The sequence below is a fragment of the Methylobacterium frigidaeris genome, assembly GCF_022179185.1.
Classification (GTDB): domain Bacteria; phylum Pseudomonadota; class Alphaproteobacteria; order Rhizobiales; family Beijerinckiaceae; genus Methylobacterium; species Methylobacterium frigidaeris.
Genome location: NZ_BPQJ01000002.1, coordinates 325,942 through 344,892, shown reverse-complemented (window position 1 = coordinate 344,892; position 18,951 = coordinate 325,942). Strand labels below are relative to the sequence as shown.

The 18,951-nt window shown below is 65.2% G+C and carries 15 protein-coding genes; 11 read left to right on the top strand and 4 right to left on the bottom strand.

Annotated elements, in window-relative coordinates; translation table 11 throughout:
• Positions 1-13: 13 nt before the first annotated feature.
• Both MFF64_RS03460 and dnaE read right to left on the bottom strand, forming a co-directional pair.
• Positions 14-3,160 (bottom strand): rhamnosyltransferase WsaF family glycosyltransferase, encoded by a 3,147-nt coding sequence (locus MFF64_RS03460; RefSeq protein WP_238189594.1) that lies wholly within the window; start codon positions 3,158-3,160, stop codon positions 14-16.
• 763 nt (positions 3,161-3,923) lie between these two features.
• Positions 3,924-7,460: a DNA polymerase III subunit alpha gene (gene dnaE, locus MFF64_RS03455; RefSeq protein ID WP_238189592.1), complete on the bottom strand. Its 3,537-nt coding sequence runs from the start codon at positions 7,458-7,460 to the stop codon at positions 3,924-3,926.
• Positions 7,461-7,973: 513 nt separating this feature from the next.
• Here dnaE and MFF64_RS03450 point away from each other — a divergent pair.
• The 6 genes from MFF64_RS03450 to MFF64_RS03425 all read left to right on the top strand — a co-directional run bounded on the left by MFF64_RS03450 (position 7,974) and on the right by MFF64_RS03425 (position 12,027).
• Positions 7,974-9,341, top strand: a complete 1,368-nt coding sequence (locus MFF64_RS03450; protein WP_099899886.1) for a glutamate--cysteine ligase — start codon at positions 7,974-7,976, stop codon at positions 9,339-9,341.
• Between the two features lie 368 nt (positions 9,342-9,709).
• On the top strand, positions 9,710-10,144 hold the full coding sequence (locus MFF64_RS03445) for a hypothetical protein (protein ID WP_099899888.1): 435 nt from the start codon (positions 9,710-9,712) through the stop codon (positions 10,142-10,144).
• 114 nt (positions 10,145-10,258) lie between these two features.
• Positions 10,259-10,516, top strand: a complete 258-nt coding sequence (locus MFF64_RS03440; protein ID WP_099899889.1) for a sulfurtransferase TusA family protein — start codon at positions 10,259-10,261, stop codon at positions 10,514-10,516.
• 35 nt (positions 10,517-10,551) lie between these two features.
• Positions 10,552-11,142 carry an NUDIX domain-containing protein gene (locus MFF64_RS03435; RefSeq protein WP_099899891.1) on the top strand — a complete coding sequence of 197 codons (591 nt, stop codon included), beginning with the start codon at positions 10,552-10,554 and terminating at the stop codon, positions 11,140-11,142.
• A gap of 303 nt (positions 11,143-11,445) precedes the next feature.
• Entirely contained in the window at positions 11,446-11,607 is a 162-nt protein-coding gene (locus MFF64_RS03430) for a hypothetical protein (protein WP_238189590.1), read from the top strand.
• 264 nt (positions 11,608-11,871) lie between these two features.
• Positions 11,872-12,027 (top strand): hypothetical protein, encoded by a 156-nt coding sequence (locus MFF64_RS03425; RefSeq protein WP_165795684.1) that lies wholly within the window; start codon positions 11,872-11,874, stop codon positions 12,025-12,027.
• A gap of 246 nt (positions 12,028-12,273) precedes the next feature.
• Here the strand turns inward: MFF64_RS03425 and MFF64_RS03420 are convergent, their stop codons facing one another.
• A complete protein-coding gene (locus MFF64_RS03420) occupies positions 12,274-13,062 on the bottom strand; it encodes an enoyl-CoA hydratase/isomerase family protein (RefSeq protein ID WP_099902169.1) in 789 nt (262 codons plus the stop codon).
• Positions 13,063-13,197: 135 nt separating this feature from the next.
• Between MFF64_RS03420 and MFF64_RS03415 the strand changes: the two genes are divergently transcribed.
• The 5 genes from MFF64_RS03415 (at position 13,198) to MFF64_RS03395 (ending at position 16,292) form a co-directional block, all read left to right on the top strand.
• Entirely contained in the window at positions 13,198-13,575 is a 378-nt protein-coding gene (locus MFF64_RS03415; RefSeq protein ID WP_273557137.1) for a DUF3140 domain-containing protein, read from the top strand.
• A 341-nt stretch (positions 13,576-13,916) separates the two neighbouring features.
• A complete protein-coding gene (locus MFF64_RS03410; protein ID WP_238189587.1) occupies positions 13,917-15,083 on the top strand; it encodes a hypothetical protein in 1,167 nt (388 codons plus the stop codon).
• 174 nt (positions 15,084-15,257) lie between these two features.
• Complete coding sequence (locus MFF64_RS03405) at positions 15,258-15,569, top strand: hypothetical protein (protein WP_238189584.1); 312 nt, start codon at positions 15,258-15,260, stop codon at positions 15,567-15,569.
• A 49-nt stretch (positions 15,570-15,618) separates the two neighbouring features.
• Entirely contained in the window at positions 15,619-15,945 is a 327-nt protein-coding gene (locus tag MFF64_RS03400) for an FAD-binding domain-containing protein (RefSeq protein ID WP_238189582.1), read from the top strand.
• Positions 15,861-16,292 carry a hypothetical protein gene (locus tag MFF64_RS03395; protein ID WP_238189580.1) on the top strand — a complete coding sequence of 144 codons (432 nt, stop codon included), beginning with the start codon at positions 15,861-15,863 and terminating at the stop codon, positions 16,290-16,292. The genes MFF64_RS03400 and MFF64_RS03395 overlap by 85 nt, the downstream gene beginning before the upstream one ends.
• Positions 16,293-16,399: 107 nt before the next feature.
• Here the strand turns inward: MFF64_RS03395 and katG are convergent, their stop codons facing one another.
• Positions 16,400-18,700: a catalase/peroxidase HPI gene (gene katG, locus MFF64_RS03390; protein WP_099907054.1), complete on the bottom strand. Its 2,301-nt coding sequence runs from the start codon at positions 18,698-18,700 to the stop codon at positions 16,400-16,402.
• Positions 18,701-18,951 lie beyond the last annotated feature (251 nt).

Here is an 18,951-nt window from a genome sequence, read left to right as displayed (position 1 = left end):
GGCTTCGGCAAGGTCAGCCGGCTCGTGCACCGCGCCAAACCCCCTGGGTAATTACGAACTCGGCGTCGGTCCTTGCGCGCTCGAAGGTTTGTATCTCGTTGTAATCATGCGAATGGAAAACCTGTGCTTTTTCTACATAAATTTTCTGGTATCCTGCCTTGATAATCTCATCTGCCCAAGCCTGATCTTCGCCGTAATCAATCTCCGGATACTTGATACGATCCCAAACAGACTTCCTGAGGCAGGCATTGTTGTCACTGAAGTAATGCAGATATTGTCTATGCGCCAGATTTTCAGACCTATATAATTCCGCATTATAGAATCTCGAGATCGACAATGGGCCGTTTTTCATAACGTCGAAATGATTATTGATGTCTCTCTTGGTGAAAACCGACGCATCAGGCCAAGGAAAATGCCGCCCGAACGCTCCGGCCGCGTTAGGGAATCGGTCCATGACTACAGCGAAGTTATACAAAAGATAGTCGTCGACTGGCAAGGCATCCTGGGTCAATACCACGACGTATTTGCCCCTCGCCATCGAAACTGCAAGATTTCTGGTCCTACCATGCTGGAATTCACTCTTTTTAATCGACACGGCCCGAACTTTTTCACCAAGATTGGTCAAGTAATCCCATGTGCCATCACTCGAAGAGCTGTCAACGACGATTATCTCGAATTTCCACGGCGCCTTCTGAGCGACCAATTTATCGATTACTCTTCGTGTCATTTCACCCCCATTATAGGAAGGCATGATGACCGATACATATACCTCATCTTTGTGATTCGGTTTATTTTGAAGTTCATGAGCCTTGCTGATACCGAGGCGTTCGAGGATCGCACTTTCGACATCGCGAGCGGATTGCTGCCACGAAAACTGAGAAGCCCATCGATACCCGTTCTCAGCCGTCAAATGCCTCATGTCCTTACTCTCGACGAGTTCATGTATCTTAGAAGCAATACTTATGGGATTTGGCTCGGCAAGTGCGACAACTCCTTCGGGGAATATAGCATGGGTACTTTCCAGATCAATTTCGACAACTGGAAGTTTGCACATCATCATTTCTTGCGGCACCAGAGAATAATTCGTTGCTGAAAAACAAACACCGATATCGCATTCATTATACAATCTTGAGAGTTTTTCGGGAGGGAGAATTCCGTTATTATTTGCCGAGTAGCTGGTTAAATTGAAAGCCTTATCCGTGCCGAAAAACTCGACGTGGAAATTATCTGTCTTCTTTGCAAGCTCATCAAGTGCCATCAAGCCAATCTCAACGGCTCGCCGCGTCGTATGCTCGCGAGCATAGAACGCGATTTTTATTTTGCCACTCTTTGCACCGATGTCCTGCTGCACATAATTCTCATCCGCACTAAGCATGAACGATCGGGCCCAGCGCCCATACCGATTGACCATAATATTCTCAAGCCACGGACTAGCGCAAATACAAGCTAGGTCAAGCTTATAGGTATTTTCGGCTAAAATGGATTTGGAACCACGGGCATAAAACATTGGCTCGTAATCTTGGACAAAATAAAATTTTCCAGCGGAATTTTGTGCCGCGTCAACCACATAAGCTGTATCCCAACTCGTGGCGATAAGTACATCTGAAGGCGAGAAAATCTTATTTTCCGTCAAGAAATGCAATTTGGCTCTACAAACTTGATAATATTGAAGCAAAATTCTCTCTCGCTCTTCCATACTACGATCCGACCCCGCATCTTTTACAAATATCTTACATTCATAGCCGAAAAATTCCAACCATCTTACCATTCTAAAGATAGTCATATGCCCTCCCCCTCCAGCGAGGAAGTCCGGTATAATCCAGTTAATGCAAATATCGTCAGTCGGTCGATTTTTCAAAGAAGATTTCTCATGAAGTCGACGAACGCCAGGTTCTTGGCGGAACCGAACGACGGCAGTCAGGTCGGTCTCTTTCACAGTCGTAGCGTATTTCGATCTTTTTGCCGGTGTCTTGACTTTCGTTTCGAAGGTCGCAAAATTTTGTGACTTCCCCCACAAGACGTAATGCAGCAGAGGATTTATTTTATCGTGGAGCTGGCCAGAATAGATTCTTATGTAATAATCCGTGTCGAACCATGCGTTGGGGCGACGACCTTCTTTCCACCCATGAATGCAGTAATGCAAGAGGCAGTCATTTTCATTGTCCCTCATATCTCTATATGCATTTTTATAGTAATCAATATCAAAATATGGCGCTATATATGACATGACCTCAGTACTATTTAACCAATTATTAGTACTCCAGCTCGCTAGCTCCGCCGGAAGTTTAGGCATTCGGCCTTCATCAAGGCCGGCGGAAATATAATGGTAGTAGGGATTTTTTCCGCTCAACCGGACATCGTCGTTCGTCGCAAGATAAAACTCCGTTGAAAAGTCTCGGGTCGGATCATAGCCTTTCTTCCATCCAGAAGCGCAGAAATGCGCAACGGGATCGATCTGCCTCTCATCAATATTTTTGCATTGTTTTAAGTAATGATCTTTGTCGAAATTTTTTGCGACGGCTATATATTCGTCATTTAAGGTGAAAAAATTGATACTCTGATCGTTTTTATGCCCCTTGCGGCCTTCCAAGCGTCCAAACTTTATGTAATGAACAAATGGGTTTATACCTAAAGTTCTAACATCTCGATTATTATCTAAGTAGAACTTAGTGTTGAAATTTGGCGATGGGTCGAGACCTTTCCGCCAGCCTTCTCTCAAGTAATGATCGATCGGATCCACCTTGTCTTGATGCTTATCAAGTTGGTCAAGATATAAACCGATGTCAAAATACTGGCCTATAAAATCGTAATCGTTCTTCGCATAGAGTGCGGCATGATTGCTCGGCTTGGGAAGCCGGCCCTCTGATCTACCGTGTGTAAGGTAGTGAAGAAACGGATTAAATCCTGCATTCATGACATCTTCATTTTCAATTAAATAGAATGATGTCGAGAAATTCGGAGATGGATCCAACCCCATACGCCAGCCTTCAGTTATGAAATGCTGAACGGCATCGACATCGCTTGACAGCGAAGGAATATTTTCTCTATAAAATTTCTCGTCAAACTCAGAACGAATGAGTCTATACCTGCTATTTGTCGATTTATTCGACGAAAGGGACGAGGCGTATGACTTGATACTTGTTCTGATCCGGCTTAACATATCGACCTCGGTTGATTAATCGATTATCTGAATTTACGCACAGCTGACGATTCGCTTTTGTCGATTGCTGCTTCAGCTCACATACGTTCTATCGAGAGGTTGACGTAGTGCATAGCGGTATTAGCAGCCGCCTTCAATGGGGCACAAGCCCCTCGCAAATCTGTTAGATTGTAAAAAACACATTACACGACAAGTAATGACGTCGCTCATACGACGAAAAAACCGTAAAGACTTATGCCATTGGAGAGGTTTGGTTCGCAACGCAACGATATCGCTTACAGTAGAAAACGATATAGGACGTCAACCACGATGCCGTATCCAGCCCATCGCGGGTGGCCAACACGCCCACCCTCCGTTGACGATAGTATGCTTTACTTACGCTGGGGCAACGAGGCGTCGCCTTCGGAAGCGCCAATGCTTTGGTGAGTGAGTTGATTGAGCGTCGCACGACGATCATTCACCGGGGCCGGACAGGCAGGCTATCGGTCGGAGATGTGTCTGCTCATCGGCTTTCAGGCTGGACGACAGGTCGCGAGGAACGCGACGTTGTGGTTGCATACATCTCAACGAAGCTGCCTGAACCATCGGTGAGGTCAGCGTGGTGCTCGCCCCTGTTGCGGCGCCGCGATGGCCCGTGGGGCACGCCTCGTATCCACGTCCGGTAGGGCACGCGCGGGGTAGCGTTCGCCGCTCCATGCCGATGACACGCGCCTGACCTCCTGGGTGTGCAGTCCCGTCGTGAGCGAAAGCTCAGGAGATCTCCTCAACTCACCTCCACCTGCACCACCCCCGGCACTGCCCGCAACGCCCCCGCAATCTGCGGCGTCGCCTGATACTTCCCCCCCAGCTTCACCTCCACCTCCCGCTCCCCGCCGTCGAGGATCAGGATCAGCGACACCTCCCCCTCCCCCCTCACCTGCAACCGCTGCTGCACGCTCGAAATCGGGCGCTCGTCGCGCAGGTAGATCCGCATGCCCTTCTGGTGGCGGGAGGCGGCCTGGTCGAGGGGTTCGCAGGTCTGGATGCGGGCGCGGACGTCCTCGCCCTCGGTGCTGGCCTGGAGCTGGAGCACCAGGGCGGCGCCGGGTTCCAGCATGTCGCGGTAATGCGAGAGCCCCTCCGAGAAGATGATCGCCTCGAAGTGGCCTGTCTGGTCGGAGAGGGTGACGATGCCGAGCTTGTTGCCGGTCTTGGTGCGGCGCTCGGCGCGGTCGAGCACACTCGCCGCGACGCGACCGACCGTCGAGGTGCCGGCGCGGACCGAGCGGCAGAACTCGGCCCAGGTCTGGACCCGGAGTTTTTGCAGGAGGTCGCCGTACTCGTCGAGCGGGTGGCCGGAGAGGAAGAAGCCGACCGCGTCGTATTCGCGCTTGAGCCGGTCGGCCATCGGCCAATTCTCGTAAGCCGGGATGCGCAGATTCACCTCGGCGGCGACGACGCCGCCGAACATGTCCATCATGCCGACGGTCTCGGCCTCGGCCGCGCCTTGCGCGAGCCGCATCATCGGCTCCACGGCGGCGAAGGCCTTGGCCCGGTCGGGCTCGATCGCGTCGAGGGCGCCGGCCGCCACCAGGCTCTCCAGGGTGCGCTTGTTGACGAGCTTCGGGTTGAGGCGCCGGGCGAAGTCGCCGAGATCGCGGAACGGCTTCTCCCCGCGGGCTTGGACGATCGCCTCGACGGCCGAGCGGCCGACGCCCTTGATGGCGGCGAGCGCGTAGCGGATCGCGCCGTCATGCACCTCGAAGGTGACGCCGGAGCGGTTCACGTTCGGCGGCTCGACCTTGATGCCGAGGCGCTGCGCGTCCTGGCGCAATTCGGCGAGCTTGTCGGTGTTGTCGATGTCGAGCGACATCGAGGCGGCCATGAACTCGACCGGGTAATTCGCCTTGAGATACGCGGTCTGGTAGGTGATCAGCGCGTAGGCCGCCGCGTGCGACTTGTTGAAGCCGTAATCGGCGAACTTGGCCAAGAGGTCGAAGATCTCGTTGGCCTTGGCCTTGTCGAGGCCGCGCTCGACCGCGCCCTTCACGAAGCGGTCGCGCTGGGCGTCCATCTCCGCCTTGATCTTCTTGCCCATCGCGCGGCGCAGCAGGTCGGCGTCGCCGAGCGAGTAGCCGGCGAGGACCTTGGCCACCTCCATCACCTGTTCCTGGTAGACGATGATGCCGAAGGTCTCGGCGAGGATCGGCTCCAGCTTCTCGTGCGGGTACCAGTTCTTCTCGTTGCCGGCGTCGCGGCCGAGCTTGCGCTCGCAATAGACCGGGATGTTCGCCATCGGGCCCGGGCGGTAGAGCGCCACCAGCGCGATAATGTCCTCGAACCGGTCGGCGCACATCTCGACCAGCGCCTTGCGCATGCCGGCCGATTCCACCTGGAACACGCCCACCGTCTCGCCCTTGCGCAGGCGCTCGTAGGTGAGTGTGTCGTCGATCGGCAGCGAGGGCAGGTCGACGTGGATGCCGCGCTGCTCCAGGAGGTCGGTGGCGGCGCGGAGCACCGTCAGGGTCTTGAGGCCGAGGAAGTCGAACTTCACCAGGCCCGCCTGCTCGACCCACTTCATGTTGAACTGGGTCACCCGCATCCCGGTCTTCGGATCGCGGTAGAGCGGCACCAGCTCTTCCAGCGGCCGGTCGCCGATCACCACGCCGGCGGCGTGGGTCGAGGCGTGGCGGTGCAGGCCCTCGAGCTTCCGGGCGATGCTCATCAGGCGCGCGACGACCGGTTCCTCCTCGATCGCGCTCTGGAGCTTCGGCTCGCCCTCGATGGCTTGCGCGAGCGTCACGGGGTTTGCCGGGTTCTGCGGCACCAGCTTCGTCAGCTTGTCGACCTGGCCGTAGGGCATCTCCAGCACCCGGCCGACGTCGCGCAGCACGCCGCGGGCGAGCAGGGTACCGAAGGTGATGATCTGCCCGACCTGGGTCTCGCCGTAGCGCTCCTGCACGTAGCGGATCACCCGCTCGCGGCCCTCGACGCAGAAATCGATGTCGAAATCCGGCATCGAGACGCGCTCGGGGTTGAGGAAGCGCTCGAACAGCAGGCCGAAGCGGATCGGGTCGAGGTCGGTGATGAGGAGCGACCACGCGACCAGCGAGCCGGCACCCGAGCCGCGGCCCGGCCCGACCGGGATGTCGTGCTCCTTGGCCCACTTGATGAAGTCCGAGACGATCAGGAAGTAGCCCGGAAACTTCATCTTGGTGATGACGCCGATCTCGTATTCGAGCCGGTCGCGGTAATCCTTCTCGGTCAGCCCCTCGGCCGGACCGTGCTGGCGCAGGCGCTCGGTCAGCCCCTCCTCCGCCTGGCGGCGGAGCTCGGCCGCCTCGTGGGGGGCGATCTCCTTCGCCACCGCGGTCGTGGCAGTGGCGGCGAGCGCCTGCACGGCGGCGCCTTCCGGCGTCCCTTGCGCCGGGGTCGTGAGGCTCGGCGCGCCGAAGCTCGGCAGGATCGGCTTGCGGGTGCGCGCCCGGTAGGAGCAGCGCAGCGCGATCTCGACGGTGGCCTGGAGCGCGTCGGGCAGATCGCGAAACAGCTCGGCCATCTCGGCCCGGGTCTTGAAGGCGTGGCGTGGAGTCAGGCGTCGGCGCTTGTCGTCGGAGACGAGGCGGCCCTCCGCCACGGCGAGCAGCGCGTCGTGCGCCTCGTAATCCTCGGGCTTGGCGAAGTAGGGCTCGTTCGTCGCCACCAGCGAGAGGCCGTGCCGGTCGGCGAGGCGGATCAGTTCGCCCTCGACCGCGCGCTCGTCGGGCAGGCCGTGGCGCTGCACCTCGACGTAGAGACGATCCTCGCCGAAGGCCGCCTTGAGGGATTCGAGACGGGCGAGCGCCAGCTCGGCCCGACCGGCGCGCAAGGCCACGTCGACCGGGCCGCCCATGCCGCCGGTGAGCGCGATCAGCCCGGCGGAGCACTCGGCGAGCGCAGCGGCCGAGACCCGCGGGACCTCGCCGAGAGCGTTGTCGAAATAGGCCCGGCTCGCCAGGCGCAGCAGGTGGCCGTAGCCGGTCTCGTCCTTGGCCAAGAGCACGATGTGAGGGTGCGTCGCGTTGAGCTTGGCCCCGGCCTCCGGGGCTTCGAAGGCGACGCTCAGCTGCATCCCGGCGATCGGCTGGATGCCGGAGCCGGCCGCCTTCTCGGAGAATTCGAGTGCGCCGAACAGGTTGTTGGTATCGGTGAGCGCGAGGGCCGGCTGCCGGTCGGCGCCCGCGGCCTTCACGAGGTCGCCGATCTTCAGCGCGCCCTCGAGCAGCGAGTAGGACGAGTGGACGTGCAGGTGGACGTAGCCGACGGGCTTCAGGATCTGCAAGGCGACGCGCTCCGACTGAGCGCGACAGGATTCCCGGCCAAGCCCGGAGAGTCACGGCCCGGGGCGCAACACGCCGACGAAATCCACCGGATTCGGGCCGAGCGGCCCGGGCCGTGGCCCATGGGCCACGGCGCGAGGGCATCAATGCATCGGCGAGAGCGCCACCGCCCACAGGGCGATCGCGCCGGTGAGCAGGCCCATCGAGGCGATCTCCGTGACACCGAGGAGGAGCTGGCGTATGTTCATGGTCTGTCCCCTTTCGACGGGCTAATGTTTGTTCTTGTTTTGTTCCATGTCAAAGGGGAGTTGCGCCGGATCCGGTCGATGTGGTGAACGGTTGGTTGACGGGGTCGGCCTCCGCCGGGAACCATGATCCGCGGACATGGATCCCCGGGGTCTGGGACGGCCGCGTTGCGGCTCGGTCGTCCGCGGCCTATTTAGGCGCAACCTTGACGGTGGGTCGCCGGCCCGCCGGGAGTCATCGTTTTTCGTTCTTCAAGCACGAGGTGGCGCATGGCGCGCGACGTGTCCGACGCGACCCCGCTCAGCGCGCGGTCCGAGCTGATCGAGTGGTTCGCAGCCGGCGAGAAGCCGCACGACGCCTTCGCCATCGGCACCGAGCACGAGAAGGTCCCGTTCTACCGCGCCGACCTCTCGCCGGTGCCCTATGACGGCGAGCGCGGAATCGGCGCCCTGCTGGAGGGCCTGCGGGCGCTGACCGGCTGGGAGACGATCGAGGATGCGGGTCGGGTGATCGGTCTCGCCGCGGTCGAGGGCGGCGGGGCGATCTCGCTCGAGCCGGGTGGCCAGTTCGAGCTCTCGGGCGCGCCGCTGCCCGACGTCCACGCCACCGCCCACGAGCTGAGCCAGCACCTCGACGCGGTGCGCCAGGCCGCCGATCCCCTCGGCATCGGCTTCCTCACCCTCGGCATGAGCCCGAAATGGACGCGGGAAGAGACGCCCGTGATGCCGAAGAGCCGCTACCGCATCATGAAGGGCTACATGCCCAAGGTCGGCTCGCTCGGCCTCGACATGATGCTGCGCACCGCCACCGTGCAGGTGAACCTCGACTTCTCGTCCGAGGCCGACATGGTGACGAAGATGCGGGTCGGCCTGGCGCTCCAGCCGGTGGCGACGGCGCTGTTCGCCAACTCGCCCTTCACCGACGGCAAGCCGAACGGCTTCCTGTCCCGGCGCTCCGAGATCTGGCGCGACACCGATCGCGACCGCACCGGCATGCTCCCCTTCGCGTTCGACGAGGGCTTCGGCTACGAGGCCTACGCGGACTGGCTCCTCGACATGCCGATGTACTTCGTCAAGCGCGGCGAGACCTATCACGACGTCAGCGGCGCCTCGTTCCGCGACCTGCTGGAGGGGCGTCTGGCCGGCCTGCCGGGCGAGCGCGCCACCGTCTCCGACTGGGCCAACCACGCCTCGACCGCCTTCCCCGAAGTACGCCTGAAGCGCTTCCTCGAGATGCGCGGCGCCGATGTCGGCGACGCCAACATGATCGCCGCGCAGGCCGCGTTCTGGACCGGGCTCTACTACGATCCGGCCGCCCTCGACGGTGCCTGGCAGCTGGTGCGCGACCTGACGGCGGAGGAGCGGGAGACGATGCGGGCCGAGGCGCCGCGCCTCGGCCTCGACGCACCGGCGGGCAAGAGGCGCCTGCGCGATCTCGCCCGCGACGCGCTCGCGCTCGCCGAATCGGGCCTGCAGGCGCGGGACCGCCGCGACGCGCAAGGCCGCGACGAGAGGCTCTACCTCGCCCCGCTCCAGGCCATCGCCGCCTCGCGCAGCCGGGCCGAGGACCTGCTCGCGCTCTATGACGGGCCGTGGAACCGCTCGGTCGACCCGGCCTTCGCGGCTTGCGCGTTCTGAGGGTTCGTCCACTCCGGTTATGGCAGGTCAGGTGACACCTTCCACGTCATCCCGGGGCTGCGCAGCGGAACCCAGGATGACGCAGGGGACGTGAATTCTGCAGGAGCCCATGGAACCGGCACCGGCAGGTACCCGCGTCGTCCCACAGTCGAACGAGCGGCAGGGTGCAGCGCCCCGGCCCATGCTCAAGCTTATCCAGGTCGCACCGCCCAATCGAGCCGCATGCGACCGCACGCCCCGCGCAGCACAAGCGTAGCCGCTACCGATTGACGGTCCGTCAATCCGCTCCGAATCTTGGAACAGAGGCCGGCCCTTGGCCGTTCTTGAGGCCTACGAGGCTTGGTCCTCACATGATCGGAGACATTGGTATGTCGCGCATCACCACCCTCGCCCTCGCGGCCGGCGCCGCCGCAGCCCTCACCGCCGGCACCGTCGGGGCGCAGGCCGCCCCGCTGCCGGCCGCCACTTCGGCGGCCATCGCCGGCTCGGGCGCGACCGTCGACCAGGTGCGCTGGCGCGGCGGCGGCTATTACGGCGGCTATCGCGGCTACGGGTACCGCGGCTACGGCTATCGCCGCGGCATCGGCGCCGGCGGCGCCCTGGCGGCCGGCGCGGCCCTGGGCATCATCGGCGGCGCCATCGCGGCCGGATCTGCGTCGTCCTACGGCTACGGCTACCCGGCCTATGGCGGCTATTACGGCGGCGGCTACGCCCCGGTCGGTGGCTACGGCTACGGCTACGGCTATCCGTCCTATGGCTACAGCTACCCGGCCTATGGCGGCTATTACGGCTACGGCTACTGATCGGCCGAACCAGCCGCAGTGACGGAAGCCCGGCGCGGGACGCCCCCGCGCCGGGCTTTCTCGTCGGCGCCGGATGTGCTCAACCGGTCGACGGCGAGTTGTATCCGAGCGACCATGCGACACCACGACCTCGACCTGCGCGGGCTCAAATGCCCTCTGCCGGTCCTGCACACGCGCAAGGCCCTCCGCGGCCTCGCACCCGGCGAGGGACTGTCGGTGCGCTGCACCGACCCGATGGCCGCCATCGACATCCCCAACCTGCTGCGCGAGCGCGGCGACCATCTCGACCGGATGCTCCGCGACGGCGGGATCCTGACCTTCGAGATCCGTCGCGGCGCCGGGCCCGACGATGCCGAGGAGAGTACCGCGTGAGCCGAGACGAGACCCCGCCGCGCAGCATGGCAAGCATGGCACCTCCGCGGATCCTGGGCACGCGCACGGTCTACGAGGGCTGGGCGCGCTACCTCGTGGCCGAGGTGGAGATGCCGGACGGCAGCCGGATCGGCCGCGAGGTGGAGGATCACGGACCCGCCGTGGCCGTGCTGCCCTACGATCCCGAGCGCCGGGTCGCCTTGCTCGTGCGGCAGTTCCGCACGCCGCCCTGCTTCGTCGACGGCACCGCCTCGGTGCTGGAGGCGCCCGCGGGCCTGCGCGAGGAGGACGACCCGGAGGCCTGTGCCCGGCGCGAGGCCTTCGAGGAGGTGGGCCTGCGCCTGTCGACGCTCGAGCCCGCCGGCCGGGTCTGGTCTCTGCCGGGCCTCTCGACGGAGCGGATGGATCTCTTCCTCGCCCCCTATCGGGCCACCGACCGCGAGGGTACCGGCGGCGGCCTGGCGGAGGAGCACGAGAGCATCGAGGTGGTGGAGGTCCGGCTCGCGGAACTCGCTGCCATGGCCGATCGGGGCGAGGTCGCCGACATGAAGACGCTCTGCCTCGCCCAGACCCTGCGCCTGCGGCATCCGGAGCTGTTCGCGGCCCCCTCCGAAGGGCGGCCTTGAGGAGCGGCAGTCGCGCCGCCATCCTGGCTGGGATCCTGAACGGGCGGTGTACAAGTGCCTCCTTCACGGTTTCGTGATCAGGGCTAGCGTCTTGTTCAGCAGCTGTTAACTTTGGGCGGTTCCGATAGCCCTCCGTCGCAGGGGCCTCGACAGGAGACGCCGATGTTCAGCATTGGACCCTTCCACCGCCCGGCCGGCCAGCCCGCCGGTTATTATGGTTCGCTCCTCCCGCTGGAGCCCGAGCCTCTGGATTGCGCTTCAGCCTCGCGGCGCGAGCCCACGCCGACCCCGGCGGAGCCAAGCATGGCCCGTCATGCGGTCTCGATGCTGGTCCTCCTCTGCCTCACCTTGGCGGTGCATTCGGCGGTCGGCTGGTGGACCCTCCCGGGCAAGGCTCCGATCCTGGCGCCGTCCGCCCAGACCGCGCCGACGATCCACGTCTCGAGCGTCCGCTCGCCATCCTGAGCCCGACTGCCTCCCACCTCCCCCTGCGGCATTTTTTCGAAGATCCGAAGCCGGCAACGTCGGATCCCGGAGTGGGCCGGCACGTTGCCGGTCCGGTGCGAGGAGACGGCGCGGCGCCCTTCCTCGGCTGACTGTACTTTGGTCAAGATCGTGTCGAGAAGCCGGCGGTTTCGCGGTTCCCCCTCTTGCGCGACCCCGCCGATTCGTTAACGTCACGTTCAAATCCAAGAAAATCAGTCGTGATTCGCGCAAGGGAGCCAGCGCATGTCCCAGGTCATTCGCGTCAAGCCCACCCAGGACGGCACCTACACGGTCTACCGCGGCACGCTCATGCTCGTTAGCGGTCTGACCCGTGCGCAGGCCGAGAGCTACGAGGCCTCGCTCGCCCAGAACGAGCGCAAGGACCAGTCGATCCACTGAGCGCGATGCGCCGCGCAGCGGCGCGTCTCGAATCCGGCGCCGCGCCCCGGCCCGCGCCGACGACGCCCAGCGCCGTCGGCCTCAATCCTTGAGGAAGCCGAGCATTCGGGGCTTCCATTGCAGATGCCAGCTAATCGTGGGGCATCTCACGCGGCCAAGCGAATGCAAATGCCACCATGAAGTGTCGCCGAACTCTGGTGCCTTGAGAGGCCAGAAGTCCTGCCAGGCACGCGCAGAGAGCAACCCTCATCGCCCGGTCCATCGCGGCGGGCGCTTGCCCAGGAAGGCCTCCATCCCCTCGCGGAAATCCGCGCTCGTGTAGCATTGCAGGATCAGGTCGTCCCCGGCCTCGGACGGCGCCGCATCACGCACCCGGCGCAGGCCCTCCTTGGTGGCCGCGAGCGTCAGCGGGGCATGGCCAGCGACCAGCCGGGCGAGGTCGGTCGCCCGTTCCGCGAGCGCGGCCGCATCCTCCACCACCTCGCTCACCAGGCCGATCGCCCAGGCTTCCTCGGCCTCGACCAAGCGGGCGGTGAAGATCATCTCCTTGACCCGGGCGGCGCCGACCAGCGCCGAGAGCCGGCGCAGGTTGGCGACCGACAGACAATTCCCGAGGGTGCGGGCGATCGGGAAGCCGAATCGGGCGTCCCGTGTGGCGATGCGCAGGTCGCACGACGCGGCGATCGCCGCCCCGCCGCCGGTGCAGGCCCCGGCGATCGCCGCGATGGTCGGCTTGGCGCAACGCTCGAGCGCGCCGAGCACCCGGTCCATGAAGCGCTCGTAAGCGAGCGCGTCCTCGGGCGTCGAGAAGCCGCGGAACTGCGCGATGTCGGTGCCGGCCGCGAAGGCGCGCCCGCCCGCCCCCTGGATCACCACCGCGCGGATCGCCGGATCGGCGTCGATCGCCAGACTGAGGCCGTGCAGGCGCTCGTACATCGCGAAGGTCAGGGCGTTGCGCGCCTGCGGCCGGTTGAGGGTGATGCGGGCGATGCCCTCGGCATCGATCTCGTAGAGCAGTTCGTCGGTCTCGGTCATGGTGGACGCATCCGGATGGCGGGCGCCCGACCCTAGCGCCAGCCAGCGTCCCCGTCTCGACGATCCGCCGTCACGCGACGAACGCCGAGCCTTCCGTGACGTTGATGCGCGACTCGATCGTGAAGGAGAGGACGCGTGAGCAAGAAGACCGAAGCCGACGCGGCGGACCACGAGGAGATCTACGCAGCCTTCCGCGACGCGGTGAACATGGCGCCGGGCGAACTGGAGAAATGGCTCGACACCGAGGAGAGCCAGTCGGTCGGCTGGAGCGACGGCGCCAAGAAGGAGGGGCCCAAGGGTGGCGAATCGGTCGGCCACCATCAGGGACGCCGGATCGTCGAGATCAAGCATACCAAGAAGGCGGATCTCACCGACGACGACTACGCCGACATGCGCAAGGTCGTCGCCTACGTCAAACGCCACCTCGCCCAGGGCGGGCCGAAGGAGGACGTGAAAACCTCGCGCTGGCGCTACTCCCTCATGAACTGGGGCCACGATCCGTTGAAGGATTGAGGCAATCCCACGGCCGCGACATGGTGGCGCGGACCAGAGCGCAAGTTTCTCCCGCGTCTCCTCCCCGACGAGAACTGTTTCCGCCGTGAGACCCATTGGCGAAACGAACCATCCTCCGGCCCAAGTTCGGCCTGGATCTTGCTGATCCTTGCCTGCACCTCAACGTCTTCGCATCGCCGCGGCGATGTGGCTGACTGGGGTCAAGCACAAAAGGGGCCAAGCCCAGCAAGGCATGGGGGACCGGAATGGCGGGAGCGAGTGTGCGGCGGGGCCGGGCATGGACCGGCGCTTGTGCCGGCGTTTGGGCCGGTGTCGTGCTGGCGTGCCTCGGACTCGCCGGGGTGGCGGGCGCCCTGACCCCCGCTTTCGGAGGATTGTCGCGCAACCTCGAAGCCGTCCTCGAGACCGCTCCCGACGGCCCGCCGGCCCGCGTCACCCTCGGCCCCGGTGGGCGCGACGTCCGGCTGTGGGGCGACCTCAACGACGGCACCGCCGCGCACCTGCGCCGCCTGCTCGATGCGAATCCGGGCGTGACGCGGCTGCACCTGACCAGCGACGGCGGCCTCGTCGACGAAGGGGTGGCGGTCGGCGAGCTCGTCGCCGAGCGGGGGCTGTCCACCTACGTGCCGGATTACTGCGTCTCGGCCTGCACCCTCGCCTTCGTGCGCGGGCGAGAGCGACTGATCGTGACGGACAGCCGGCTCGGGTTCCACGCCCCCTACGAGCCCGGGTTGTTCGGGCAGATGATCCCGGTCGATGCGAGCGAGGAGCGCGGCCGCTACCTCGCCGCCGGCCTGGAGCCCGCCTTCGTCGACCAGGCCCTCGCCACCCCGTCCCGCGACATCTGGATCCCGGATCCGGACCGCCTGCGCGCCGCCGGGGTCGTCACCGGGGTGGTCGGCCCGGGCGACCTGCCGGATTCGACCCTCGACGACGACGATTCGTTGAGCGGCGCCCGGGCGGCGGCGCTCCGGGCCGTCGACCTGCTCGCCGCCTTCGCGGCACATCGGCCGGGGGTGCTCGACGGCATCGCCGCCCGCTACCGCGAGTCCTACCGACAGGGGCGCAGCGAGAGCGACGGCCTCGATCTCATCCGGGCCGGGGCGGCGGGCGCGCTGCGGGCGGCCTTCGCGGGCGCGGACGACGCAACCCTCGCGGCCCTCGGCCGCCTCCTCCTCGACGCCATGGCGGCGAGCGGGAGCGAGGAGGCCTGCCTCGGCATCGGCCGGGACGGCGACCTCCTGGCCGCCGCCGAGGCGCTGCCGGCCCGCCGCGGTGCAGGCGGCGTCGCTCGGCTGCGCGCCCTCCTCGACCGGGCGCTCGCCGGGCCGGCGCCGATCGTACCGACCGCCGCGCCGCCGCCTCCCGCTCACCCCCTCGCCTGCGCCGACCTGCGCCGCCGCCTCGCCGAGACCCTGGCCCGGGGTGATGCCCTGCGGCTGCGGGAAGCCCTGTTCGGCCGCACCGCCCGGCGCCTGGAGGCGTCGGCCCTGCCAGGGGAGCCGTAGGTCCCCCGCGACCGATCCGCTCATGGTCCGGATGAGGCGGTCGCCTCCCCTGCCGGACCGACCCGGCGGCCTAAGCAAGATGGCGTGACGCACCGTTGCTGAGGCTCCTGTTTTCGCATCATGTCTACCGCCGAACCGCTCACCACGGCGGCGAATGAGGCTTAGATTCGGGTCATGCCCTCCTCCTCCGTCATGACCCGCGCGATCGGCCTCGACGCGCTCTCCGCCTTCCTGGCCGGCCCCGGCGCGGACTACGCCGCCGCCCGCAACACCGATCGCGGCCGAGCGGCGACGCCGACGACCGCGGCCCTGTCGTCCTACCTGCGCCGCCGCTTGCTGACCGAGGAAAAGGTCGCCCGCGCGGGCGTGCGGGCCTTCGGCGAGAGCGGCGCGGAGAAATTCGTCTCCGAGATATTCTGGCGCACCGACTTCAAGGGTCATCTCGAGACCCATCCCGAGGCGTGGGCGCGTCGACGGCTTCGATGAATGGGCAGCGCAGCTCGTCGAGGAGAACTGGCTGCACAATCACGCCCGGATGTGGTTCGCCTCGATCTGGATCTTCAGCTTGCGCCTGCCCTGGGAACTCGGCGCGGAATTCTTCCTGCGCCGCCTCCTCGACGGCGACCCGGCGAGCAACACCCTGTCCTGGCGCTGGGTCGCGGGCCTGCACACGCGGGGCAGGCCCTATCTGGCGCGACGTGACAACATCCGGGATTTCACCGAGGGGCGCCACGATCCCGCCGGCCTCGACGAGGGGGCCGCCCCCTCGAGGGAGGGATGCCGCCCCGGGAGGTGCCGCTGGCGCCGGCCGATCCGGTGCCCGAGGGCCGGATCGTCCTGCTCCTCCACCTCGACGACCTGACGTCCGAGAGCCTGCCCCTCGACGCGAGCCAGGTCGCGCGCGTCGGCGGCCTGATCGCCTCGGTCGAGGCGGCGGCGGAGCCGGTGCGCGCGGCGGATGCGGCGGCGATGGCGGATGCGGTGGCCCGGGCCGGAGCGCATTTCGGCTGCCCGGCCGGGCCCGTTCAGGACGGCTGGGCGGGCGGCCTGCCTGTGGTCACTCCGTGGGGCCCCGTCGGCCCCTCGGCCGAGGCCCTGCCGGCGGGCTGCCACCGGATCCGGCGGGACTGGGACGAGCGGGCCTGGCCGCTGTCGAACCGGGGCTGTTCGCGATTGCGGAGCGCGATTCCGAAGATGAGGGCGCCCTGAGATGATCTGTATCGGTACTCGTCGGACACTGTCCCGTCGAACGACAGTCGCGGGATCCCCTCTCCCGCCTGGGAGAGGGGATTTACGTCATACGGACGGCGACCCGCTCACGCCGCCGTCGTCATCCCCGCCTCGTTACGCTTCACGTCGTAACGGTCGAGCATCATCAGCTTGTGCCAGACCTTGACGAAGTCGCGCACGAACCGCTCCTGCCCGTCGCGGCCGGCATAGATCTCGACAATGGCCCGGAGCTGCTGGTTCGAGCCGAAGACGAGGTCGCAGCGCGTCGCCGTGAACGTGGTCTCGCCGCTCTGCCGATCCTCGAGCGTGAAGGTCAGGCCGGCCTCGTCCGCCTTCTTCCACGCGTAGTCCATGCTGGTCAGCACGGTGAAGAAGTCGTTGGTCAGCACGCCGACGCGGTCGGTGAAGATGCCGTGGCGCGCGCCGTCGTGGTTCAGGTTGAGCGCCCGCAGGCCCCCGGTCAGCACCACCCATTCGGGGGCGGTGAGCGCCAGGAGGTTGGCCTTGTCGAGGAAGACCTGCTCGGGGGCGACGCGGCCTCGCGTGATCTCGCCGAAGGACGGATCGATGTAGTTACGGAACCCGTCCACCACGGGCTTCAGCCACTCGAAGCTCTCGGCGTCGGTCAGCGCGTCGGTCGTGTCCATCCGGCCCGGGATGAACGGCACCGGCGTGGCGGCGCCGGCCGCCTTCGCCGCCTGCTCGACCGCGGCGCAGCCGCCGAGCACGATCAAGTCGGCGAGCGAGACCTTCTTCCCCCCGGCCGCCCGGCCGTTGAAGCCCGCCATGATGCCGCGTAAGCGCCCGATCACCGGCACGGTGCGCCGGTTCACGGTCCAGCCGGATTGCGGCGCCAGGGCCAGACGGGCGCCGTTGGCGCCGCCGCGCTTGTCGCTGTTGCGGTAGGTGGCGACCGACGAGAACGCCGTGAAGGCCAGATCGGAGACCGACAGGCCGCTCCCCAAGATCTCCGCCTTCAGGGCGGCGATGTCGGATTCGTCGACGAGCGGGTGGTCGACCGGCGGGATCGGGTCCTGCCAGATGAGATCGTCCTCGATCTTGGCCTCCGGCCCGACGTAGCGCTCCTTCGGGCCCATGTCGCGGTGGGTGAGCTTGTACCACGCCTTGGAGAATTGCAGCGTGAAGTAGTCGAAGTCGGACAGGAACTTCTCGCAGATCGCGCGGTAGACCGGGTCGGTCTTGAGCGCGATGTCGCTGGTCATCATCATCAGCGGATGGCTCTTGCCCGGGATGTGGGCGTCGGGCGTGCGCGGCGCGTCCGGGTCGATCGGCGTCCATTGCAGGGCACCGGCGGGGCTGCGCACCTGCTTCCATTCGAACTTGAACAGGTTCTCGAGGTAGGTGTTGTCCCAGGTCGTCGGATCGGGCGTCCACGAGCCCTCGATGCCGTTGGTCATCGTGTTCTCGGCGGCTCCCGTCCCGACAGGGTTGTGCCAGCCGAGGCCCATCGCCTCGATCGGCGCGATGTCCGGCGGCGGGCCGATGCGGTCGGCCTTGACCATGCCGTGGCTCTTGCCGAAGGCGTGGCCGCCGGCGATCAGCGCCACGGTCTCCTCGTCGTTCATCGCCATGCGGGTGAAGGTGACCCGGATGTCGCGGGCCGAGCCCATCGGATCGCCGTTGGCGTAGGGCCCCTCCGGGTTGACGTAGATCAGGGCCTGGTGCGACGCGGCGAGCGGCTGCTCGAGGTCGTAATCGGGATCGCCGTTCTGGCCCCGCCAGCGCTTGTCGCGGTTGACCATGTCGTCGAACGACTTGACGTTGGTCGGGTCCCACAGCTCCGGGCCCCAGTAAGTGGCGTTGTCGGCCTCCCAGGCATCCTCGCGGCCGCCGGCGAAGCCGTAGGTCGGGAAGTTCATGATCTCGAGGGCGCAGGTGCCGGTCAGCACCATCAGGTCGGCCCAGGACAGGGCGCTGCCGTATTTCCGCTTGATCGGCCAGAGCAGGCGGCGGGACTTGTCGGTGTTGCCGTTGTCCCACCAGCTGCTGATCGGCGCGAAGCGCTGCAGTCCCTGGCCGGCGCCGCCGCGCCCGTCGGCGATGCGGTAGGTGCCGGCCGAGTGCCAGGCCATGCGGATCATCTGCGGGCCGTAATTGCCGTAATCCGACGGCCACCACGCGACCGAGCTGGTCAGGAACTGCTTGATGTCGCGTTTCAGCTGCTCGTAGTCGAGCGATGCGAAGGCCGCCCGGTAATCGAAGTCGGGCCCGAGCGGGTTCGCCTGCGGCCCGTTCTGGTGCAGCATCTCGACGCGCAGACGGTCGGGATACCATTCCTCCAGGGTGGGCGGCGTGGTGAAGGCGCCGCCGACGCGGTCGCCGCCGAAGGGGCACTTACCGGAGAGGACGTCAGTATAGGTTTCCACGCCGTCGATCCTTCTGTGCCGATCGCGCGGGGCGATCGTGATGGGCGAGCGCACGGCCTCGACCGGGCGAGGCGGTCGCTCGAAAATCGCGTGATGGGCCCGTACGGCGTCTTATACTAGTACTGGGTATAGGAGAGAGACCGTCACGTCGGGTGAGGGACAGATCCGCCCACGGCACCGACTTTGGATAACGACCATTCATCCCGAACCCGAATCGGCCATACGGTACGCCGACGCAGATAGGCGCCGCT